Genomic DNA, 22,461 nt, shown 5'->3' with positions numbered 1-22,461 from the left:
CACAAAATCTGTGTCCTGCCACGAACCCTACGGGGTCTCGCGTCCGGCTGGAAATATGCGCTGGGTCCTTGCACTATGGCTGCATCCGAATGCAGCTCAGGAATCCGCTCCCCATGCCCGATGACATCCACTTCTACGAACCCGCCAACGGCCACGGCCTGCCTCACGATCCGTTCAACGCCATCGTCGGCCCGCGCCCCATCGGCTGGATTTCCTCGCAGGATGCCGAAGGCCGACTCAATCTCGCGCCGTACAGTTTCTTCAACGCCTTCAACTACGTGCCGCCGATCATTGGTTTTTCCAGTGTCGGGCGCAAAGACAGTCTGAACAACATCGAGCAGACCGGTGAGTTCGTCTGGAACCTCGCCACCCGCCCGTTGGCCGAGCAGATGAACCAGAGCTGCGCGATGGTCGCGCCCGAGGTCAACGAGTTTGAACTGGCGGGGCTGACCACCGTGGCGTCAAAGGTGATTTCGGTCCCCCGGGTCGCCGAGAGTCCAGTGTCCTTCGAGTGCAAGGTCACGCAGATCATCCAGCTGCAACGCGCCGATGGCGAAACCGTGCCGAGCTGGCTGATCCTCGGCGAGGTGGTCGCGGTGCACATCGCCAAATGGCTGCTGAAGGATGGCATCTACGACACCGCCGCCGCACAACCGATTCTGCGCGGCGGCGGGCCGGCGGATTATTTCCAGCTGGGGCCTGAGGCGCTGTTCAAGATGTGGCGCCCGGGGGCGCAGAAGTAATTACCAGATCAGCTCGGCGTCATCGGTGACGCCCTTGAGCTTGTCCAGTTCGTTGATGGCTGCGTCATCGGCAGCAATGGCGCCAGGAAACACCTGCTCATTGAGCAATTTGTGAAAGCGTGGTGCGCCGCCATCGACCAGGGCCTTGACCGCGATCGCCGCGTAATAACCCTTGTTGCCGCCCAGCTCGACGGGGACGACTGCGGAGACTGCTTCGAAGCGTTCAAACTCTTTACGTGCCATGTCGCGGATCCTGGCTCAATCAAATAAGCCGGACATTAAACCCTCAACCGGCGAGTTTGTGTATCGGCGCCGCGCATTGACCGAGGGCCTGCGCGGCGGAAACGTCCCTGAACGTGTGGAAGTCGAGACTGTTGACCACCAGGTCCTGGACCAGCTCGGCGAAGACTTCCATCGACGGACTGTTGAAATACGCCGTCATCATTTGCTGACTGCTCCAGTAGCCGCTGACCAGCCACAGGTCGGCGTCGCACTGCGATTGTTGCAAGGAAAAACTCAGACAGCCGGGCGCCGCGCGCGAGACTTCGATCAATGCGCTCAGGCGCACACCGAGTTCCGCCGAGCGCCCGGGCTGGGCACGAACGAAGGCCATATGACTGACAGGCATTTGCTTGGACATGATCAACCCTCCATGAAATCGCGTAACAGCCGGGGGACGGGCTGCGACTGAAGCAAAGGTTAAGGGCCGGGGCGGTTGCGCCGTTAGTCGATTCCTGCCTTCGCGTTGCACAATCCTGCGAGACTGCGCAGACGACCTGTAACAACCTGTAAACCCGCGCAACACGTCTGTCATACGCGATTTGTGTAGGAGCTGCCGAAGGCTGCGATCTTGTGCTTTTGCCTTGAAGATCAACGGATCGCAGCCTTCGGCAGCTCCTACAGAATCGTATGGCGGGAGACATGTGCGCACCTGCGGGCAGAATCAGGCAAGCATTTGGCAGAATGTGTCTACCGCCGCCGCTTGCACAAACATATGCTCTGCTGCATTCCCCCTCACTTGCCAAGGATGCCGTGCATGACGTCATTCGATCGTTTTCAAGCCGAACCCAGCGCCGACATGGAAAAGCAGCGCGCGGAGCTGGCGGCGATCATCCGCCGCAACACCAGCGACGATGGCAGCTACCAGACCGCCATCGGTTCGCTGGTGATGTCGCGCCACACCCAGTCCCATGACTTTGCCCCGGTGCTCGCGCAGCCGGCGCTGTGCATCATGGCGCAGGGGCGCAAAGAGGTGCGCCTGGCCGACGAGTTCTTCAACTACGACCCGCTGAATTATCTGGTGGTGTCGGTCTCGATGCCGCTCAGCGGGCGCGTGGTCAATGTCTCGCCGGAAGAACCGATCCTCGCCGTGCGCCTCGACATTGATCCGACCGAAATCACCGCGCTGATCGCCGACGCCGGCCCGATGGGCGTACCGACGCGGCCGACCGGACGCGGTCTGTACGTGGAAAAAATCGACAGCGCCATGCTCGACGCAGTGCTGCGGCTGGCCCGGCTGCTCGACGCGCCGAAAGACATCGCCATGCTCGCGCCGCTGATTCGTCGGGAGATTCTCTATCGCCTGCTGCGCAGCCCACAGGGCCATCGTCTGTATGAGATTGCGATTGCCAACAGTCAGAGCCATCGCATCAGCCAGGCCATCAAATGGCTCAACGGCAATTTCGAGCAACCGCTGCGCATCGATGATCTGGCGCGGGAAGTAAACCTCAGCGTGTCGACTCTGCATCATCGTTTCAAGGCGATGACTGCGATGAGTCCGTTGCAGTATCAAAAACAGTTGCGCCTGCAAGAGGCGCGTCGGCTGATGTTGACCGAAGGGCTGGAAGCGTCGGCGGCGGGGTATCGGGTGGGCTATGAAAGTCCGTCGCAGTTCAGCCGCGAGTACAGCCGACTGTTTGGTGCGCCGCCGTTGCGGGATCTGGCGCGGTTGCGGCTTTCGGTGTGACTCCATAGAAGCCCCTCACCCTAGCCCTCTCCCAGAGGGAGAGGGAACCGATTGGGGGATATTGGAGAGGTTCAGCGACTTGCGATATCGGTGCTGAATCCGGAATCAGCCAAGCCAGGCCAACCCGGCGTTGGGTTGATGACCTTCAAATCCATAATCGACTCGGTTTTTCAGGTCGACGGAGAACGCAAGACACCTCACCCCAGCCCTCTCCCCCCGGGAGAGGGCTGGGGTGAGGGCAGGCTTCTACACCGCTCGCACGACGTGCTTGATCTCCAAAAACGCCGCCAACCCCCAAGGCCCCAGTTCGCGGCCGACACTGCTCTGCTTGTAACCGCCCCAAGCCGTCTGCGGGAAAATCACCTGCGGTGCATTGATCCAAACCAGCCCTGCCTGCAAGGCATTGGCCACACGATCCGCCGCTGTGGCATCGCGTGTCACTACGCTCGCGACCAGGCCGAACTGCGTGTCGTTGGCCAAGGCAATCGCTTCGGCCTCACTGGCAAAACCGCGCACACACACCACCGGCCCGAAAATCTCCTCACGCCATAACGCGCTGTCCAGCGACACGTCGGTGAACACCGTCGGTTGCAGGAAATAACCGCGCGGCAAATGCGCCGGACGATTACCGCCGCACACCAACCTCGCCCCGGCGCTCAAACCGCGATCAATATGCCCAAGCACCCGCCGGTACTGCGCCTGATTGACCAGCGCGCCCATCTCCACATCCGCATCAAACGGATCGGCCACTCGAATCGCCTCTGCGCGCTTTTGCAGACGCTGAAGAAACTCATCCATCAATTCCTCGGCAACCAGCACCCGACTGGTGGCCGAGCACATCTGCCCGGCGTTGAAGAACGCCCCGCCACAAGCCAGTTCCACCGCCAGCTGCAGATCAGCATCCGCCAGCACCAGCAACGACGATTTGCCACCCAGCTCCAGGCTCACACCCTTCACGGTTTCGGCAGCGCGTTGCATCACCTGCACACCAACAGCGTTGCTGCCGGTAAAGGAGATCTTGGCGATGCGAGGATCGGCCGACAACGGCGCGCCTACCGCCAGACCAGTGCCGCAGACCAGATTGAACACGCCGTCGGGCAAGCCGGATGCAGCGATGATCGCGGCCAGTTCCAGCTCCGGCAACGGCGTCACTTCAGAAGGTTTCAGCACCACGCAGCAACCGGCGGCGAGCGCTGGCGCCAGTTTCCACGCGGTGGTGACCATGGGGAAATTCCACGGCACGATCAGCCCGACCACACCGCATGGCTCACGACGCAGGCGTGCGCTGAAGTCATCGCTGGGCAGCGGCACGTTGCTGTCCTGCCCGGCGTCGAGGCCTTCGGCGAGTTCGGCGTAATAGTCGAAAGTGGCGATCACGTCATCGACATCGATGGCCGCTTCGAACTGCGGTTTACCGTTATTACTCGACTGCAGATTCATCAAGTGATCGCGACCGTTGCGCACGCCGTTGGCAATGTTGCGCAGGATCGCAGCGCGTTCGGCGCCGGTGGTTGTCGACCAGTGTTTGAACGCCTCGGTCGCCGCGCTGATCGCCTGGTCGACGGCGTGGTCGTCACCGCCATTGACGGTGGTCAGCAGCGCTTCGGTAGCGGGATTGATCACCCGCAGATGTTCGCGGCCTGACGACCATTGACCATTGATGTAGAGGCCGTCGAGTGTGGTTGGAAAGCTGATCATTGGGCCACCGCCTGCATCCACTGGTTCTGGTCGATTTCAATCAGCGTCGGGCCTTGCCGGTCCGTCGCTTTACGCAGCGCTGCGCGCAATTCGTCGATATTGCTGATGGCTTGCGCGGCGCAACCGAGGCCCTTGGCCACGGCGACGAAGTCCGGGGTGTAGATGTCCACGCCAACCGGTTCGATGGCGCGGTTGACCATGTACTTTTTGATCTCCTCGTAACCCTGGTTATTCCACAGCAGCACGATCACCGGCACCCGTGCTTCAACGGCGCTGGCCAGTTCCGGCAGGGTGAATTGCAAGCCGCCGTCACCGATCAGGCACACCACCGGCGGGCGCGCGCCGTTATCGAGTTGTCCACCGAGCCACGCACCGATCGCCGCCGGCAACGCATAGCCGAGGGTGCCGTAACCGGTGGATGCGTTGAACCAGCGACGTGGACGCTCGGGGTTGAAAGTGAGGTTGCCGGTGTACACCGGTTGCGTGGAGTCGCCGACGAACACCGCGTCAGGCAGCTCGTGCAGCACGGTTTCGAGGAAACGCGTCTGCGCCAGCGTCGGCGCATCCCAGCTCGCCGCCAATTCATCACGCAGACGCGCGGCGCGAACCTGGCCCCAATCATTGCGGCGCTCGGCCAGAGGTTGGTGCGACAAGGCGCTGAGCAATGCTTGCGCGGCATTGCGCGAATCAGCGACCAGTGCGACGTGCGGCGGGTAGTTGCGCACGGTCTGATCGGCATCGATGTCGATGCGCAGCAGCTTGCCGGGAATCTCGAAGCCGCCGGCGAAAGTGACGTCGTAATCGGTCTCGGCCAGCTCCGTGCCGATCGCCAGCACCACGTCGGCTTCAGCGACCAGTGCGCGAGTGGCGACCAGGCTTTGCGTCGAACCGATCAACAACGGATGGCTGGTCGGCAGCATGCCTTTGGCGTTGATGGTCAGCGCCACTGGAGCGTCGAGCAGTTCGGCGAGTCGGGTCAGCTCCGGCGCCGCGTCGATAGCACCGCCGCCAGCAAGAATCAGTGGACGTTGCGCGCTGGCCAGCATTTCGCTCATGCGGCTCACGGCAGCCGGTGCGGCGCCGGCGCGATCGATATTCACCGGCAGGCTGGCGAGCAATTCATCGGCCTCTTCCACCAGCACGTCCAACGGAATTTCGATGTGCACCGGACGCGGTCGCCCGGCCTGGAACAGCGCGAAAGCGCGAGCAAGCACCACCGGCAATTCGGCAGCCGACATCAGCGTGTGCGAGAACGCTGCGACGCCGCCGACCAGTGCGCTCTGGTTCGGCAGCTCATGCAACTTGCCGCGCCCTCCGCCCAACTGACTGCGCGACTGCACGCTGGAGATCACCAGCATCGGAATCGAATCGGCGTAAGCCTGGCCCATGGCCGTGGTGATATTGGTCATGCCCGGGCCGGTGATGATGAAACACACACCGGGTTTGCCGCTGGTACGCGCGTAGCCGTCAGCCATGAACCCGGCGCCTTGTTCATGACGAGGCGTGACGTGGTTGATGCTTGAGCGGGCAAGGCCTCGGTACAGCTCAACGGTATGCACACCGGGAATGCCGAACACCTGCTCGACCCCGTAATTCTCCAATAGCTTGACCAGTACTTCGCCGCACGTTGCCATATTGATTGCCCTTTCATTCACTGAACACTCCCTGTGGGAGCGAGCCTGCTCGCGAATAAGCGGTCCAGCCAACATCCGTGTCGAACCTTGAACCGTCTTCGCGAGCAGGCTCGCTCCCACAGGGTCCGTGGAGTGCCCATTGGAACGGTGCGCAACTGGCAGCAACAATCGATTAAAAGTCATACTAGCCATGTCCCCACGTCATACCTCGGATCGCCATGAAACGCCTGCCACCCCTGCCCGCTCTGCATACGTTCTGGATCACCGCGCAATGCTGCAATTTCACTCGCGCCGCCGAGCAGTTGCACATCACTCAGGGCGCGGTGAGCCGGCAGATCGCCGGGCTCGAAGAACAGCTCGGTTATCCGTTGTTCATTCGTCTGGCCCGAGGTCTGGCGCTGACGGCTGAAGGCCGCGAATGGCTGCCACAAGTGGAGAAGGTTTTCGGGCTGATCAGTGAAGCGACCGAGCAGATCGGGCTCAAACACCAGACGTTGCAACTCAAGGCCCCAAGCTGCGTGATGCGCTGGCTGCTGCCGCGCCTGCTGCAATGGCAGAAGGAACGCCCGGACGTGCCGGTGAAATTGACGGCCTCGCTGCAACACGGTGTGGATTTCCAGCGCGAGCAATTCGACGCCGCCGTGATCTACGGTCCGCCGCCGGACAATTCGCCAGGCGCACTGCATCTGTTCGACGAGCAACTGACACCGGTCTGCTCGCCGCAACTGCTCAAAGGCTCGCCGGCGCTGAATTCACCAAAGGACCTGCAGGAACACTTGTTATTGCACCCGACCCACGACATTCAGGACTGGTCGGTGTGGCTCGATGCAGCGGGATTGCGATTGGGCAACCTTGGCAGCGGGCAGCATTTCGAAACGCTGGATCAGGCGATGTCGATGGCCTCGCACGGCACGGGGGTGGCGATCGGGGACTGGTCGCTGATTGGTGATGATCTGAACGCAAGACGGCTGGTGATGCCGTTTGCGTTGAAGGTGAAGACGGGGTTGGCGTATTACGTGGTGGTGCCTGCTGGAGCCGAACCCTCGCCGCAACTTGAGGAACTGATGCTCTGGCTGGTTGAGCAGGCACATTTGCGCTGAAGCCTCTCCCCTCACCCTAGCCCTCTCCCCAGGGAGAGGGAACTGATTGGGGATACTCAAGAAATTCATCGACCTGACACAGCCACGCCGAATCCATAATCGACACGGTCGTTCAGGTCAATGTGTGACGCAAGACAACTCGGTCGGCTCCCCTCTCCCCAGGGAGAGGGAACTGATTGGGGATACTCAAGAAATTCATCGACCTGACACAGCCACGCCGAATCCATAATCGACACGGTCGTTCAGGTCAATGCGTGACGCAAGACAACTCGGTCGGCTCCCTCTCCCCCGGGAGAGGGCTGGGGTGAGGGGAAAAGGCTTGACTCAATACCCGACGGTATAACGCTGCCGCGAATGCTTCGGCGTTTCCACTTCGTCAATCAGCGCAATCGCGTAATCGGCAAATGTGATCCAGCTGCGTCCTTCGGCACTGACCAACAGATGATCCTTGCCGACGCGGAATGTGCCACTGCGCTCACCCTCGACGAACTCCGCCGACGGCGACAAAAAGGTCCAGTCCAGTTCCTGCTCGTGACGCAACGCATCAAGAAACTCAGCACCTGCGCTCGCCTCGGCTTTGTATTCGGCCGGGAAACCGGCACTGTCGATCACTCGCGTGTCATCCGGCAGCAACAGCGAACCGGCGCCGCCGACCACCAGCAAGCGCTTCACGCCCGCCTGTTTTACCGGTCCGACAATCGCCGAGGCCGGGACGGTGGCGAAATGCGCTGCGCTGATCACTGCGTCGTGACCGGCCACCGCCGCTTCCAACGCTGCCGAATCCAGTACGTCGAGGCTCTTGCTGACGACACCGGCACGGCTGCCGATCTTCGAGGTATCGCGGGCAATGGCGGTGACGCTGTGGCCGCGACGCAGGGCTTCTTCCAGCAATTGGCTACCGGCACGGCCGGTGGCACCAATGATTGCGATCTTGCTCATGACATTCTCCAGTTGGCTTGAAAATGCTGCGTGTTCAGGTTCGGCTTACCACTGCATCTCGCCCTTGGCGACTTTCGCGCTGAGTTCCAGCGAGCTTTCCTCGCCCAGCTGCGGGTAGCGTTTTTTCATCGCAGCGATCAGTGCAGCAGAGTCTTTGGCCTTGGCGGTTTCGGCATCGAAGGCCTTGATGTAATCGGCGGTGAATTTCACGCTGGCCAGCGAGCGGCTGCTGTCCCCCAGGTAATGGCCGGGCACCACGGTTTGCGGTTTCAGGCTTTCGATGGTGTGCAGGGTGTGCAGCCAGTCGGCGTGGGATTGCGCGGTCTGGGTGTCGGCCATCCACACATGAATGTTCTCGGCGACCACTACGCCACCGACCACTGCTTTGAGCGACGGGATCCATACGAAGCTGCGATCCGGTTGCTTGCCGTCGAGGCCGATCACCTGCAATTGCTTGCCTTCAAGGGTCAGGCTGTCGCCCTTGAGCACGTCCGGGACGATGGTTTTCGCCGGCACGTCGGCGCCCATTTTCGGCCCCCAGTAGGCCAGTTTGCCGTCGACGGTGTGCTTGATGTGATCGACAGTCGGCTGCGAAGCCAGCACTTTCGCCTGCGGGAATGCCTTGGTCAGGGTGTCGAGGCCAAAGTAGTAATCCGGGTCGCCATGGCTGATGTAGATGGTGGTCAATTGCTTGCCGCTGGCGCGGATCTTTTCCACGACCTGCTCAGCCTGGGATTTGCCGAATTGCGCGTCGACCAGAATCGCTTCTTTCTCACCGCTGACCAGCACCGAGCTGACCGGGAAAATCGCCTGGGTGCCCGGGTTGTAGACATCGAGGCTCAGCTCGGCGGCGGATGCATGGGCGGCAAAGCCGAAAAATGCTGCGGCGAGCAGAACGCGTTTGAAGGGGGTAAAGCCGATCATGTGTTGCTCCGGATTGCGAATGCCAGTCTGGCGATGCAACAGAGCTTAGTTGCCAGACTCAGTACAAAAAATGCGATGCTTGGACATAGTTTGTTTCTGAAAGCGGGCAAATCATGGATCGGCTTCAAGCAATGCGGGTATTCGTCACGGTCGTGGACCTGGGCAGCCAGTCGGCGGCGGCCGACCACCTCGACCTGTCGCGGCCGGTGGTGTCGCGCTATCTGGCGGAGCTGGAAGACTGGGTCGGCGCGCGGCTTATGCACCGCACCACGCGCAAATTGAGCCTGACCGCCGCCGGCAGCGAAATCCTCCCGCGCTGCCGGCAGATGATCGACCTGTCGCACGACATGCAGGCCGCCGTCAGTGAACCCCATGACGCGCCGCGCGGATTGCTGCGGATCAGCGTCAGCACCTCGTTTGGCCAAGCGCAACTGGCCGATGCGATGGCGGCATACGTCAAGCTTTACCCCGGCGTGAGCATCGATCTGCAGATGCTCGACCGTACGGTGAATCTGGTCGATGAGCGCATCGATCTGGCGATTCGCACCAGCAACGATCTTGATCCGAATCTGATCGCCCGGCGCCTGACCGTGTGCCGCTCGGTGGTCTGCGCAGCACCGGCGTATCTGCTTGAGCATCCGGCGCCGTTGCGGGTGGAGGAACTGAGCCGACACAACTGCCTGACTCATTCCTATTTCGGCAAGAGCCTGTGGCATTTCGAGGAGGATGGCGAACCGGTTTCGGTGCCGGTGCAGGGCAATATCAGCGCCAACGAGGCCAGCACCCTCCTGCGCGCCACCCTGGCCGGCGCGGGCGTGGCGATGCTGCCGACCTACCAGGCTGGCGTGCATATTCACAGCGGCGAACTGCTGCGTTTGCTGCCACACGCAGAACCGCGCCAGATGAATATCTACGCGGTGTACGCCTCACGCAAACACATGCCGGCGGCATTGCGCAGCATGCTCGACTTTCTTGTGCAGCGCTTTCCCGAGGCCCCGGCCTGGGATGCCGGCCTGTAAACCCGATCCCTTGTGGGAGCGAGCCTGCTCGCGAAGAGGCCAGTACATTCAACATTGATGTCGCTTGGACCACCGCCTTCGCGAGCAGGCTCGCTCCCACATAGGCATCAATTCGCTGAATGGCCGGCTAAATCCTCAAGCGCACTCGCTGGCAAGTACGCGCCGCTGACCTATGCTCAAAGTAATACCGCAAGGTAGACGTTCAGAGGTCGAACACCATGAACATCAAAACAAAAAGATACGCCGCCATCTTCATCACCTGCGCCGCCACACTGGCGCTGTACGGCACCGCTGCCTGGCGGGTCGAGCAGTTGCGCCAGCTGCCGCGTGAGTATGCGAGCTGCAACTATGAGCGGTGTATTCCGCACAATGCCACGCTGAACGCATTGCGCTGATAGACCTGCGCTGGAATGCAACTGCTGTGGGAGCGAGCCTGCTCGCGAATGCGCTGTGTCAGCCAGCCTAGTTGCTGAATGAAGGACCGTATTCGCGAGCAGGCTCGCTCCCACAGGGCTCATCAGCGCATCAGGATTGTTGCTCGGCCTTCAAGCGGTCGCGGAATGCCTTTGGCGAAATCCCCACCCGGCGACGGAACAGGCGCGTGAAGTTGGTCGGATCGGAAAACCCCAACAGCTCCGACATCTCGTAAATCGTCATGCTGGTGTAGGTCAGCAGGCGCTTGGCTTCCAGCAACTGACGCTCGTGCATGATCTGCAACGCCGGTTGCCCGGCCAGTTCACGGCAGGTGCCGTTGAGATGCGACACGGAGATGCCCAGGCGATGGGCGAGGTCTTCGACCTTGACGTGCTGGCGGTAAGTCTCTTCCACCAACTGAATGAAACCGTTGAGGTATTCGCGCTGGCGTTGCGGCCGTTGGCTGGCCTTGTGCCGAACGATCGCCTGGCGGCTGACCCAGACCATGATCACGCTGACCAGCGAATGCATGAGCATTTCCCGCGCCGGTTGATGACCGTTGTACTCGGCCTGCAAGGCTGAAAACAGGGTGTTGAGATAATCGCCATCCTTGCCGGCCGGGTAGTTTTCCGCCCGGGCCAGCGCGTGTACCGAATCGCCCAATTGCGCCTGCAAATGATTGATCAGCGGCGTGGCCAAGGTGACGATGAAGCCTTCAACATCCTCGGAAAAACGAAACCCGTGCACCGATAACGGTGGCAGCACCTGAATCGCTGGCGTCTCGAGTTGCGTGCGCTGGCCTTCGATTTCGAGCTCTGCCTGACCTTTGAAAACGAACAGCAGCTGGCACAGATCCGCGTGGCGGTGAGGTTTGATTTCCCATTGATGTTCGCGACTGCGCGAGGAAATGGTTTCACAGTGCAGCAAGTCCGGGGTCGGCCAGTCCAGGCTTTCACCGTAGAGCTTGAACACCGGAATAGAAGGCAGGGCAGGCTTGTTCATACTTCAATCCAGGCCTCTGGTTTTTGGGCGATAATCGCACCGATTGGCAGAATGTACAGGTATCGGCTCAGTTTTCACCTTCAATTGACAGACCCGCAAGGGAAAAATGCAAGCACTCGATCCATAAAATCATTCACCGGCTGTTGCTGCGTGAAGCTTGCGAGTCATAAAAACAATGAAAACCCTGAAAACCCAAGTCGCCATTATCGGCGCCGGTCCTTCCGGACTGCTCCTCGGCCAGTTGCTGCACAACGCTGGCATCGAAACCCTGATCCTCGAACGCCAGACGCCTGATTACATTCTTGCGCGCATCCGTGCCGGTGTGCTTGAACAAGGCATGGTAGAGCTGCTGCGTCAGGCCGGCGTCGGTCAGCGAATGGACGCCGAAGGCCTGGTTCATGGCGGCTTCGATCTGGCGCTGGACGGGCGTCAGGTGCACATCGATCTGCACGCTCTGACCGGCGGTAAAACAGTAATGGTCTACGGTCAGACCGAGGTAACCCGCGACCTGATGGCCGCTCGTCGGGACGCGGGGGCACCGACAATTTATCAGGCGAGCAATGTCGTTCCCCACGGCATGAAAAGCGACGAAGCTTTCGTCACCTTCGAAAAGGACGGTGAAAGCTGGCGCGTCGATTGCGATTACATCGCCGGTTGCGATGGTTTCCACGGCGTCGCGCGGCAGTCGATTCCGGCCGATTGCCTGAAGATCTTCGAACGGGTCTACCCGTTCGGCTGGCTGGGCATTCTCGCCGACACGCCGCCGGTTCACGACGAATTGGTCTATGCCCGCCACGAGCGTGGCTTCGCTTTGTGCAGCATGCGTTCGGCCACCCGCACCCGCTATTACCTGCAAGTCCCGGCAGATGAAAACGTCGATGACTGGAGCGATCAGCGTTTCTGGGATGAGCTGAAAAAACGCCTGCCGGATGCCCTCGCGGAAAAACTGGTGACCGGCCCTTCGATCGAAAAAAGCATCGCGCCGCTGCGCAGTTTTGTCGTCGAACCGATGCAATACGGCCGGATGTTCCTGGTCGGCGACGCCGCCCACATCGTCCCGCCCACTGGCGCCAAGGGCTTGAACCTGGCGGCCAGCGATGTCAGCACGTTGTTCAATATTCTGCTGAAGGTGTATCGCGAAGGCCGCACTGATCTGCTGGAAAAATACTCGGAAATCTGCCTGCGCCGGGTGTGGAAAGCCGAACGGTTTTCCTGGTGGATGACGTCGATGCTGCATCGCTTCGACGATCACGATGAGTTCAGCCAGCGCATCAGCGCTTCGGAACTGGACTATTTTGTCAGCTCGCAAGCCGGGCAAAAAACCATTGCAGAAAATTACGTCGGGCTTCCGTACGAGGCTATCGAATAGCTTCCTACCGACTTACACTGCGAGCATCCACCCGCGCGCGATGGCCGCGCGGGTCCATCAATGCCCGCAGGCTCGCCCGTGACCACTCTCAATCAACCTGAAACGCCCAAACCGGCCATTCGCAGCGTGCTGGTCGCCTTGATGATGGCGATCTTCCTCGGTGCGCTGGACCAGACCATCGTCGCCGTGTCGATGCCGGCGATCTCCGCGCAATTCAAGGACGTCAGCCTGCTGGCCTGGGTGATTTCCGGTTACATGGTGGCGATGACCGTGGCGGTGCCGATCTACGGCAAACTCGGTGACCTGTACGGGCGACGCAAACTGATGTTGTTCGGCATGGGCCTGTTCACCCTCGCCTCGCTGTTCTGCGGTATGGCGCAGAGCATGGAACAACTGGTGCTGGCGCGGATCCTTCAGGGCATCGGCGCCGGCGGCATGATCTCGGTGAGTCAGGCGATCATCGGCGACATCGTCCCGCCACGTGAACGCGGGCGCTATCAGGGTTACTTCAGCAGCATGTACGCCGTGGCCAGCGTCGCCGGCCCGGTGCTCGGCGGCTACATGACCGAATACCTGTCGTGGCGCTGGGTGTTTCTGATCAACCTGCCGCTGGGGCTTGGCGCGTGGTGGGTGGCACGGCGCAACCTGCGCGGCTTGCCGATTCCGCAGCGCAAACCGGTGATCGATTACCTCGGCACGGTGCTGATGATCATTGGTCTCACGGCGTTGCTGCTCGGCATCACCGAAGTCGGCCAGGGTCATTCATGGCGCAGCGGCGAAGTGCTCGGCCTGTTCGCCTGCGCCGTGGTGGTGCTGGCGCTGTTCGTCTGGCATGAACGCCGTGCACGTGAGCCATTGCTGCCGATGCACTTGTTCACCAATCGCAGCGCGCTGCTGTGCTGGTGCACGATCTTCTTCACCAGTTTCCAGGCCATCTCGCTGATCGTGCTGATGCCATTGCGTTTCCAAAGCGTCACCGGCGCTGGCGCCGACAGCGCAGCGCTGCACTTGCTGCCATTGGCGATGGGCTTGCCGATCGGTGCCTATTTCGCCGGCCGCCGCACCTCGATTACCGGACGCTACAAACCGCAGATTCTCACCGGGGCGATCCTCATGCCGATCTCGATTCTCGGCATGGCCTTCAGTCCGCCCCAAGCAACCTTGCTCAGCGGTCTGTTCATGCTGCTCAGCGGCATCGCCGGCGGCATGCAGTTCCCGACCTCGCTGGTCGGCACGCAAAACTCGGTGGAACAACGCGACATCGGCGTCGCCACCAGCACCACCAACCTGTTCCGCTCACTGGGCGGCGCGGTGGGCGTGGCTTTGATGTCGGCGCTGCTGCTGGCGTTGCTGCACCATTCCAGTTTCGCCCACCTGGCGAACAGTTCGCTGATCAGCGAAGGGCATTCGGGCAACGTCCTGCTCGATGGCCTGAACGCCGCACCCGGTGAAGCGCAGAACGCTTTGCGCGCGGAGCTGCTGGTGACCTTCCGCCACTTGCTCTGGGTCAGCACGGCAGTGTCGTTGCTGGGGCTGGCAGCGGCGATTGCCATGCCGAACAACCTGCTGCGCGGACGGGAGCACGGCGCGAAATAATTGCCGCAACAAATACCACTGTGGGAGCGAGCCTGCTCGCGAATGCGCGGTGTCAGCCGACACATAGCTGAATGACACACCGCTTCGCGAGCAGGCTCGCTCCCACAAGGGAACGGTGTTCTCTCAAGGGCTGTAGTAACCCACCGCGACGAGGAAGTGCCCGACCTTTTTCAGGTACGCATGCTTGTCCTCGATCTTGCCGGTCACCGGGTTTTTCCAGCGGTATTCGTATTCGCCTTCATCCTGCTTGCCGATCAGCGCCAGAATCGGCTCGCCCACTGGCTTGCCTTCCGGGTCCTTGACCTTGCCAAAATCAGTGTTGATCAAGCGCAGATTGGTGCCGTGGGCGACATAACGCTGGTTGTTCAGATCGACCACGAAGACATACAGGTCATCCTGCAGGTATCCGCCCTTGAGCGAGTTGATCGCAACCAGCGTGCCCTTCTCGTCCTTGCCCAGATCCGTCGCGGCTTTGTCCAGCAAGGCCTTGGCCTGCTCAGCCGAGGCCCGTGGCAAGTAGTAACCCACCGCGAGAATCCGCTGCCCTACGCGCTGATAAAACACATGCTTGCGCTCGACCTTGCCGTCGGCCCAGTTCTGCCAGCGGTATTCGGCCTGCTGGATGCCGTTGCCTTCCGGCACTTTCAGCGCATCCTTGAACGCCTTCTGCAGATCCGGCCCGAGCACTTCGCTGACATCACGGCCGATCAGCGCCGATGACGGCCCGCCACTGGCAAGCATGACGCCTTTGGTGTCGAGGACGAACACGTAGCGATCCTTGTCGACGAACTCACCCTGGCGGCTGAAGGCGGCGAAGGCCTTGTCGCCATTGTCGTGGTAGTAGGCCAAGGCTTTTTCCAGCAGGGCGATGGCCGCCTGACTGTCATCCTTGGCGGCGGTGGCGGCGCTGGCCTGGCCGAAACCGGCCAACAGAATCAGGCCGAGCCAGGCCACTTTATGCAAAAACCCCATAGCGCATCCCTCGTTCTTTTTGGTGTCTCAAGAGCGTAGACGGCTTGGGCTGATGTACGAGTATTCAGAATGATGCAGGGGATTACAGGCCCCTGTGGTGAGGGGACAAAGCCCTCCGGGCAACAGATCAGTCGCTACGGGCGGGAATTGATCTGCTGCTGGAGATTCTGGATCTGCGCCTGCAAAGTGTTGAGGTTGCGGGTCATCTGCGCGCGGAACGCATCGAACTCGGCGGTATTGCCGCCACCCTGCGGCGCTGCCGGGCGATTGTCCTGCTGACTTTTCAGCACCACGATGTCCTGCTCCAGACGATCGATCGCCGCGCTCGGGTTGCCCTGTTTCTTCAGCGCGGCGATATCGGCACCAAGGCTTTTGAACTGGGCGTCGAAGGCTTTCAACTGCGCATCGACCTTGCTGGTATCGGCCGGGGTGCTCTTGATGGTCGCCAGCTCGGCGCTCAAGGCTTTGACCTGAGCCTGCAACTGCGTATTGGCGTTCTGCTGTTCGGTGGTCTGCGCGGTCATTTGCGCCAGCCGCTTGTCCAGTTCGCTGGCCTGACCGGCCACGCCTTGCTGCTGCTTGCTCTGGTCGAGCAGCTTGCCTTCGAGTTGTTTGATCTGCAGCTTCAGCGCTTCGCTGTCACTGTTGACGTTGCTCTGGCTGGCGACAACCTTGCCGGAAATATCCTGCAGGCGCCCCGCCGCTTCTTCGCTGATGCGGGCGAAGCTTTCCTGGGTGGCGACCAGTTGCTGTTCCATCAGCGAGATCTGCTGGAAGCTCCACCAGGCCAGACCGATGAAGGCGAAAAACAACGCACCGACCAGCGCCCACAGCGGCCCGGTGCTGGCGGCCTTGACCTTGACCACTGGCGCCGTGCGCGAATGCACGGAAGTGCGGGGGCCGGGCGCGATGTCATCGTCGTCGAACGGGTCAGCGCGCAGGCTTGGCACGTTATCGAAATCGTCGTCGTGGGCATCGTTTCGCATGGACATTGAGGCAACCTTTGGCAAACGCGGTGATGGCTAAATGCTGCGAAGTATAACCGCCGCAGCCGCAGGCATTGACCCTCAACCCGCAAGGCGGTTCATTGCCGCCCGGCCGAATCGTTTCAACGGATGTCCTGGGCTTTCCACCACGCACAGAATTCATCGAGGGCAGCCCAGAGGCTGACTTTCGGATCGTAGTCGAGATAATGCCGGGCGCGGCTGATGTCGAGGGTGAAATTTTTTTTCATGACCTGCATGCCCAGGCGCGACAGGGTCGGCTCCGGGCGTCCCGGCCAGAGCATGCACGCGCCTTCGTTGAGCGCCGCGACGCTGTACGCGAGACCGTAGGAGCGATATTTGCGCACCTGATCGACGTCCATCCGCCGCATCACGTAATTGACCACGTCCCACAGCGGCACCGGCGTACCGTTGCTGATGTTGTAAGCCTTGCCGAGCGCAGAACCTTGCGCCAACAGGCTGCTGAGCATGGCTTCGTTGAGGTTCTGCACGCTGGTGAAATCGACCTTGTTCAAGCCGTCGCCGATGATCGCCAGCCGGCCCTTGCGTTGCATCTTCAGCAGGCGCGGAAAGATGCTCATGTCGCCGGCACCGGTGACGAAACGCGGGCGCAGGGCGATGGTTTCCAGACCGAATTCCTGGGCACCGAAGACTTTCTGCTCGGCCAGATACTTGGTCGCGGCGTAGGGATGCTTGAAGCGTTTGGGCACTTGCTCTTCGGTCAGGCCGACATGGTCGCGGCCATCGAAATAGATCGACGGCGACGACAGATGCACCAGCCGCCGCACCCGCTGCTTGAGGCACGCTTCGACGACGTTTTCGGTGACTTCGACGTTGCCCTGATGAAAGTCCTGATAACGCCCCCACACACCGACAGCACCAGCGCAATGCACCACGGCCTCGACATCGCTGCACAGATCCCGCACCAGATCGGCGTCGCTCAGATCGCCCGGTACGAACTCCGCGCCCCGGCGCACCAGATGTTCGACGCTCTCGGCCCGGCGATCGTTGACCCGCACTTCAAGGCCCTGCTCCAGGGCGAAACGCGCAAAGCGCCCGCCAATAAAGCCACTGGCGCCGGTAACCAAAATCTTCATCAAAAACTCCAGGGAAGCAGCTGCAAGCTTCAAGCTTTCAGCTGCAAGTTGAAACGGTGCGTGTTCTTGCCGCTTGCAGCTTGACGCTTGATGCTGCGTTCAAGCCACTAGCCATTGCTTTGACGAGCGCAGCAGTTGCTCGGTCAGTAGATTGAGCAACTGGCCGCCATTGCGCCAATGATGCCAGTACAGCGGCACGTCGATCGGTTTATCTGGCAGCAATTCGCGCAGCACCCCGCGTTGCAACTGTTCGCGCACTTGCAGTTCCGGCACCAGGCCCCAACCCAGACCGGCTTCGGTCAGGCGAATGAAGCCTTCGGAGGACGGGCATAAATGGTGCTCGAACGCGCCGTCGACGCCCAACAGCGCCAGATAGCGATGCTGAAGGAAATCGTCCGGGCCGAACACCAGCGCCGGGGTGCGCGGCAGCTGTTCGGCGCGCACGCCTTCGGGAAAATGCCGAGCGAGGAAGGCTGGACTGGCCAGCGCCCGATAACGCATGGCGCCGAGCAATACGCTGCGTGCGCCGGCCACCGGCCGCTCGCTGGCACACAGGCATGCGGCCACTTCACCGGCACGCATGCGCTTGAGGCCAACGGTCTGGTCTTCGACGATCAGGTCGAGCAGCAAATGCTGCTCGGCGCAGAAATCGCCGACGGCCTCGGCCCACCAAGTGGCGAGGCTGTCGGCGTTGAGGGCGATGCGCAGGCGATCGGGCAGGCCTTCTTCGTCCAGCGCCGGCACCACTGATTGCAAGTCGCGCTCCAGCAGACGCACCTGCTGCACATGGTTGAGCAAGCGTCGGCCGATCTCGGTCGGCGATGGCGGTGTTTCGCGCACCAGCACTGGCTGGCCGACCCGCGCTTCAAGCAATTTGATGCGCTGGGAGATCGCCGACTGCGACAGGCCGAGCACCTGTGCGGCGCGATCGAATCCGGCCTGCTCGACCACTGCGGCGAGCGCGGAAAGCAATTTATAGTCGAACATCAGTTTTCCTAATGGGCGATCAGCACTATTGGTTTTTCTTATACAGCGTCACACCGGAGAATAGCCAGCAAGCACTCTCTTTCAAGGATCTCTCCCATGTGGCAAAGCTACGTAAACGGCCTGTTGGTGGCGTTCGGCCTGATCATGGCGATCGGTACGCAGAACGCTTTTGTCTTGGCGCAAAGCCTGCGCCGTGAACACCATTTGCCGGTGGCGGTATTGTGCGTGGTGTGTGACGCGATTCTGGTCGCGGCCGGGGTGTTCGGCCTGGCGACGATCCTCGCGCAGAACCCGACCCTGCTGGCGATCGCCCGTTGGGGCGGTGCGACGTTTCTGATCTGGTACGGCAGCCAGGCACTGCGCCGGGCCTGTTCGAAGCAGAGCCTTGAGCAAGGCGAAAACCAGACCGTGCGTTCGCTGCGTGCAGTGATGCTCAGCGCGCTGGCGGTGACCTTGCTCAACCCCCACGTTTATCTCGATACGGTTTTGCTGATCGGCTCGCTGGGCGCGCAGCAATCGGTGCCGGGCGCTTATGTGGTCGGCGCGGCGAGTGCATCGTTGCTGTGGTTTTTCACCCTGGCCCTAGGCGCGGCGTGGCTGGCACCGTGGCTGGCCCGCCCGAGCACGTGGCGCATTCTCGATCTGGTGGTGGCGTTGATGATGTTTGCCGTGGCCGCGCAGTTGATCATCGCCGGATGAATAATTGCCAAAGGCTCTGGAACCTCTATCCCACACAGTTGTTGCGTGGTTAAGGCGCGACCCCGGTGCTATGATCCGAACCCTGCGCCGCAAAGAGTAAAAACTCGCCGGTGCATTTCCGGCCGCCCGTGATCGGCCTTGCGCTCACCGCAACAGACCTGATTAGGAGAATCATCATGGCTTTCGAATTGCCGCCGCTGCCTTACGCACACGATGCCCTGCAGCCGCACATCTCCAAGGAAACCCTGGAGTTCCACCACGACAAGCACCACAACACCTACGTCGTGAACCTGAACAACCTGGTGCCAGGCACCGAGTTTGAAGGCAAGACCCTGGAAGAAATCGTCAAGACTTCCTCGGGCGGCATCTTCAACAACGCCGCTCAGGTCTGGAACCACACTTTCTACTGGAACTGCCTGGCGCCAAACGCCGGCGGTCAACCAACCGGCGCCCTGGCAGATGCCATCAACGCAGCGTTCGGTTCGTTCGACAAGTTCAAGGAAGAATTCAGCAAAACCTCGATCGGCACCTTCGGTTCCGGCTGGGGCTGGCTGGTGAAAAAGGCTGACGGTTCCCTGGCCCTGGCCAGCACCATCGGCGCCGGCAACCCGCTGACCAGCGGCGACACCCCGCTGCTGACCTGCGACGTCTGGGAACACGCTTACTACATCGACTACCGCAACCTGCGTCCGAAGTACGTTGAAGCGTTCTGGAACCTGGTCAACTGGAAGTTCGTGGCCGAGCAGTTCGAAGGCAAAACCTTCACCGCTTAAGCTGCGCGCCAGATGAAAAACCCGGCTTCGGCCGGGTTTTTTTATGCCTGGCGCATGGCGTTTCTCGCACGGTAAAAGCAGCTTCGCGCCGTTTGCCGCCAGCCCCCAGCGGTCTACCATCACAGACAGGAAAAAATCTTTGGCCCAGTGCTCAAGTTGAAGGCAATTGCAACCGACACAGTTAATTCAGAGCTATTACTCAAATGACGACATTGCGGCCAGGATCACGGCGACTTTTCCCGTGCCCGATTGTCCCTTTGACTGCCAACCCGGGATTGCCAATACTCATGGCAACTTGACGCTACCCGCACGGAACAAGGAATAATCCTTTGAAGCTGGAACTCAAGAACAGCTTGTCGGTGAAGTTGCTCCGGGTCGTGCTCCTGTCGGCATTGATCGTAGGCGTAGTCTTGAGCTGCGCGCAGATTGTCTTCGATGCCTACAAGACCCGTCAGGCGGTTGCCGGCGACGCCGAGCGCATCCTCGACATGTTCCGCGATCCATCGACCCAGGCCGTGTACAGCCTGGACCGGGAAATGGGCATGCAGGTGATCGAAGGGCTGTTCCAGGACGACGCCGTGCGTCAGGCCTCCATCGGCCACCCCAACGAAGCCATGCTGGCGCAAAAATCCCGCGAACTGCAGCATTCCAATAGCCGTTGGCTGACCGACCTGATTCTCGGTCAGGAACGCACCTTCACCACGCAACTGGTCGGCCGTGGCCCCTACAGCGAATATTACGGCGACCTGAGCATCACCCTCGACACGGCCACTTATGGCGAAGGGTTTATCGTCAGCTCAGTGATCATTTTCATTTCCGGCGTGCTGCGCGCACTGGCGTTGGGCCTGGTGCTGTATCTGGTCTATCACTGGTTGCTGACCAAACCGCTGTCACGAATCATCGAGCACCTCACCGAGATCAACCCGGATCGTCCCAGCGAGCACAAGATTCCGCAGATCAAGGGCCACGAAAAGAACGAACTGGGCCTGTGGATCAACACTGCCAACCAGTTGCTCGAGTCCATCGAACGCAACACCCACCTGCGCCACGAAGCGGAAAACAGCCTGCTGCGCATGGCCCAGTACGACTTCCTTACCGGTCTGCCGAACCGCCAGCAATTGCAGCAGCAACTGGACAAGATTCTCGTCGATGCCGGCAAATTGCAGCGCCGCGTCGCGGTGTTGTGCGTCGGCCTGGATGACTTCAAGGGCATCAACGAGCAATTCAGCTACCAGACCGGCGACCAATTGCTGCTGGCCCTGGCCGATCGTCTACGTGCCCACAGCGGTCGCCTGGGCGCCCTCGCTCGCCTGGGCGGCGATCAGTTCGCGCTGGTGCAGGCCGATATTGAACAGCCTTACGAGGCAGCGGAACTGGCGCAGAGCATTCTCGATGACCTCGAGGCGCCCTTCGCCCTCGACGATCAGGAAATCCGCCTGCGCGCGACCATCGGCATCACCCTGTTCCCCGAGGACGGCGACAGCACCGAGAAGCTGTTGCAGAAAGCCGAGCAGACCATGACCCTGGCCAAGACCCGCTCGCGCAATCGCTATCAGTTCTACATCGCCAGCGTCGACAGCGAGATGCGCCGTCGTCGCGAGCTGGAAAAAGATTTGCGCGATGCGCTGATCCGCGACCAGTTCTACCTCGTCTATCAGCCGCAGATCAGCTATCGCGACCACCGCGTGGTCGGCGTCGAAGCGCTGATTCGCTGGCAACATCCGGAACACGGGCTGGTGCCGCCGGACCTGTTCATTCCGCTGGCCGAACAGAACGGCACGATCATCGCCATCGGCGAGTGGGTGCTCGATCAGGCCTGCAAGCAATTGCGCGAATGGCACGATCAGGGTTTCGTCGATCTGCGCATGGCGGTCAATCTGTCCACCGTGCAACTGCACCACGCCGAGCTGCCTCGGGTGGTCAACAACCTGCTGCAAATGTACCGCCTGCCGCCGCGCAGTCTGGAACTGGAAGTCACCGAAACCGGCCTGATGGAAGACATCACCACCGCCGCCCAGCATTTGCTCAGCCTGCGCCGCTCCGGTGCGCTGATCGCGATCGACGACTTCGGCACCGGCTACTCGTCCCTCAGTTATCTGAAAAGCCTGCCGCTGGACAAGATCAAGATCGACAAGAGCTTCGTGCAGGACCTGCTCGATGACGACGATGACGCGACCATCGTTCGGGCGATCATTCAACTGGGCAAGAGCCTCGGCATGCAGGTGATTGCCGAAGGCGTGGAAACCGCCGAGCAGGAAACCTACATCATTTCCGAGGGTTGCCACGAAGGTCAGGGCTACCACTACAGCAAACCGCTGCCGGCGCGGGAGCTGGGTATTTACCTCAAGCAGGCGCAACGCAGCAACGCGGCTATTTTATAAGATCGCAGCCTTCGGCAGCTCCTTGTATGTTCCCCACACACCAGCATGAATGAGATCTAAGCTCGCTGGTGCGACATACGAAGATGTGTTTCTGGGGGAGACCGATCGCTCCTTAAGGCAGGACTTGCTCCTGACCTTGTATGT

General features: G+C 60.9%; 21 protein-coding genes. 10 read left to right on the top strand and 11 right to left on the bottom strand.

The features are described from left to right. The first annotated feature begins 113 nt into the window (after nt 1-113). Nucleotides 114-743 (top strand): flavin reductase family protein, encoded by a 630-nt coding sequence (locus CKW30_RS17505; RefSeq protein WP_071173402.1) that lies wholly within the window; start codon nt 114-116, stop codon nt 741-743. Here the strand turns inward: CKW30_RS17505 and CKW30_RS17500 are convergent, their stop codons facing one another. Beyond that, the gene (locus CKW30_RS17500; RefSeq protein ID WP_041479831.1) at nt 744-986 is read right to left on the bottom strand and encodes a hypothetical protein; all 243 of its coding nucleotides are present in this window, start codon (nt 984-986) and stop codon (nt 744-746) included. It abuts the gene before it with no gap. A gap of 43 nt (nt 987-1,029) precedes the next feature. Further along, nucleotides 1,030-1,383: a putative quinol monooxygenase gene (locus CKW30_RS17495; protein WP_041479832.1), complete on the bottom strand. Its 354-nt coding sequence runs from the start codon at nt 1,381-1,383 to the stop codon at nt 1,030-1,032. Nucleotides 1,384-1,779: 396 nt separating this feature from the next. On the opposite strand from CKW30_RS17495, the gene CKW30_RS17490 reads away from it, so the two are divergent. Continuing rightward, nucleotides 1,780-2,709 (top strand): AraC family transcriptional regulator, encoded by a 930-nt coding sequence (locus CKW30_RS17490; protein ID WP_016773445.1) that lies wholly within the window; start codon nt 1,780-1,782, stop codon nt 2,707-2,709. A 246-nt stretch (nt 2,710-2,955) separates the two neighbouring features. Here CKW30_RS17490 and CKW30_RS17485 read toward each other — a convergent pair whose 3' ends face one another. Then, on the bottom strand, nt 2,956-4,404 hold the full coding sequence (locus CKW30_RS17485) for an aldehyde dehydrogenase family protein (protein WP_177434221.1): 1,449 nt from the start codon (nt 4,402-4,404) through the stop codon (nt 2,956-2,958). Beyond that, on the bottom strand, nt 4,404-6,041 hold the full coding sequence (locus CKW30_RS17480; protein ID WP_095181446.1) for a 5-guanidino-2-oxopentanoate decarboxylase: 1,638 nt from the start codon (nt 6,039-6,041) through the stop codon (nt 4,404-4,406). Before CKW30_RS17480 ends, CKW30_RS17485 begins: the two co-directional genes overlap by 1 nt. Nucleotides 6,042-6,259: 218 nt before the next feature. Between CKW30_RS17480 and CKW30_RS17475 the strand changes: the two genes are divergently transcribed. Continuing rightward, on the top strand, nt 6,260-7,141 hold the full coding sequence (locus CKW30_RS17475; protein WP_095181445.1) for a LysR substrate-binding domain-containing protein: 882 nt from the start codon (nt 6,260-6,262) through the stop codon (nt 7,139-7,141). 324 nt (nt 7,142-7,465) lie between these two features. Here CKW30_RS17475 and CKW30_RS17470 read toward each other — a convergent pair whose 3' ends face one another. Both CKW30_RS17470 and CKW30_RS17465 read right to left on the bottom strand, forming a co-directional pair. Beyond that, nucleotides 7,466-8,080: an NAD(P)-dependent oxidoreductase gene (locus CKW30_RS17470; RefSeq protein WP_095181444.1), complete on the bottom strand. Its 615-nt coding sequence runs from the start codon at nt 8,078-8,080 to the stop codon at nt 7,466-7,468. 45 nt (nt 8,081-8,125) lie between these two features. Continuing rightward, nucleotides 8,126-9,004, bottom strand: coding sequence for an MBL fold metallo-hydrolase (locus CKW30_RS17465; protein ID WP_056789950.1), 879 nt, complete (start codon nt 9,002-9,004; stop codon nt 8,126-8,128). A gap of 113 nt (nt 9,005-9,117) precedes the next feature. Here CKW30_RS17465 and CKW30_RS17460 point away from each other — a divergent pair, with 113 nt between their 5' ends. Next, a complete protein-coding gene (locus CKW30_RS17460; RefSeq protein ID WP_218192304.1) occupies nt 9,118-10,023 on the top strand; it encodes a LysR family transcriptional regulator in 906 nt (301 codons plus the stop codon). 218 nt (nt 10,024-10,241) lie between these two features. After that, complete coding sequence (locus CKW30_RS27335) at nt 10,242-10,418, top strand: hypothetical protein (protein ID WP_016773438.1); 177 nt, start codon at nt 10,242-10,244, stop codon at nt 10,416-10,418. A gap of 130 nt (nt 10,419-10,548) precedes the next feature. Here the strand turns inward: CKW30_RS27335 and CKW30_RS17455 are convergent, their stop codons facing one another. Continuing rightward, entirely contained in the window at nt 10,549-11,439 is an 891-nt protein-coding gene (locus CKW30_RS17455) for a helix-turn-helix domain-containing protein (RefSeq protein ID WP_095181442.1), read from the bottom strand. Between the two features lie 175 nt (nt 11,440-11,614). Here CKW30_RS17455 and pobA point away from each other — a divergent pair, with 175 nt between their 5' ends. Both pobA and CKW30_RS17445 read left to right on the top strand, forming a co-directional pair. Further along, nucleotides 11,615-12,808: a 4-hydroxybenzoate 3-monooxygenase gene (pobA, locus tag CKW30_RS17450; RefSeq protein ID WP_095181441.1), complete on the top strand. Its 1,194-nt coding sequence runs from the start codon at nt 11,615-11,617 to the stop codon at nt 12,806-12,808. 78 nt (nt 12,809-12,886) lie between these two features. Next, the gene (locus tag CKW30_RS17445) at nt 12,887-14,404 is read left to right on the top strand and encodes an MDR family MFS transporter (RefSeq protein ID WP_095181440.1); all 1,518 of its coding nucleotides are present in this window, start codon (nt 12,887-12,889) and stop codon (nt 14,402-14,404) included. A gap of 123 nt (nt 14,405-14,527) precedes the next feature. Here CKW30_RS17445 and CKW30_RS17440 read toward each other — a convergent pair whose 3' ends face one another. The 4 genes from CKW30_RS17440 to CKW30_RS17425 all read right to left on the bottom strand — a co-directional run bounded on the left by CKW30_RS17440 (nt 14,528) and on the right by CKW30_RS17425 (nt 18,464). Beyond that, nucleotides 14,528-15,376 (bottom strand): cache domain-containing protein, encoded by an 849-nt coding sequence (locus tag CKW30_RS17440; protein ID WP_095181439.1) that lies wholly within the window; start codon nt 15,374-15,376, stop codon nt 14,528-14,530. 134 nt (nt 15,377-15,510) lie between these two features. After that, a complete protein-coding gene (locus CKW30_RS17435) occupies nt 15,511-16,368 on the bottom strand; it encodes a hypothetical protein (RefSeq protein WP_056789961.1) in 858 nt (285 codons plus the stop codon). Between the two features lie 116 nt (nt 16,369-16,484). Further along, the gene (locus CKW30_RS17430; RefSeq protein WP_095181438.1) at nt 16,485-17,477 is read right to left on the bottom strand and encodes an NAD(P)-dependent oxidoreductase; all 993 of its coding nucleotides are present in this window, start codon (nt 17,475-17,477) and stop codon (nt 16,485-16,487) included. Between the two features lie 99 nt (nt 17,478-17,576). Continuing rightward, entirely contained in the window at nt 17,577-18,464 is an 888-nt protein-coding gene (locus tag CKW30_RS17425; protein WP_041479845.1) for a LysR family transcriptional regulator ArgP, read from the bottom strand. A gap of 96 nt (nt 18,465-18,560) precedes the next feature. On the opposite strand from CKW30_RS17425, the gene CKW30_RS17420 reads away from it, so the two are divergent. The 3 genes from CKW30_RS17420 (at nt 18,561) to CKW30_RS17410 (ending at nt 22,317) form a co-directional block, all read left to right on the top strand. Continuing rightward, entirely contained in the window at nt 18,561-19,163 is a 603-nt protein-coding gene (locus CKW30_RS17420; RefSeq protein ID WP_095181437.1) for a LysE/ArgO family amino acid transporter, read from the top strand. Between the two features lie 176 nt (nt 19,164-19,339). Then, entirely contained in the window at nt 19,340-19,936 is a 597-nt protein-coding gene (locus CKW30_RS17415) for a superoxide dismutase (protein WP_016773431.1), read from the top strand. A gap of 329 nt (nt 19,937-20,265) precedes the next feature. Beyond that, nucleotides 20,266-22,317, top strand: coding sequence for a bifunctional diguanylate cyclase/phosphodiesterase (locus CKW30_RS17410; RefSeq protein WP_016773430.1), 2,052 nt, complete (start codon nt 20,266-20,268; stop codon nt 22,315-22,317). Nucleotides 22,318-22,461 lie beyond the last annotated feature (144 nt).

Origin of the sequence: Pseudomonas sp. Irchel 3F6 (assembly GCF_900187595.1) — a bacterium.
Classification (GTDB): Bacteria; Pseudomonadota; Gammaproteobacteria; order Pseudomonadales; family Pseudomonadaceae; genus Aquipseudomonas; species Aquipseudomonas siliginis.
The sequence above is the reverse complement of the archived record's forward strand: the minus strand, read 5'-3'. Positions and strand labels throughout refer to the sequence as shown.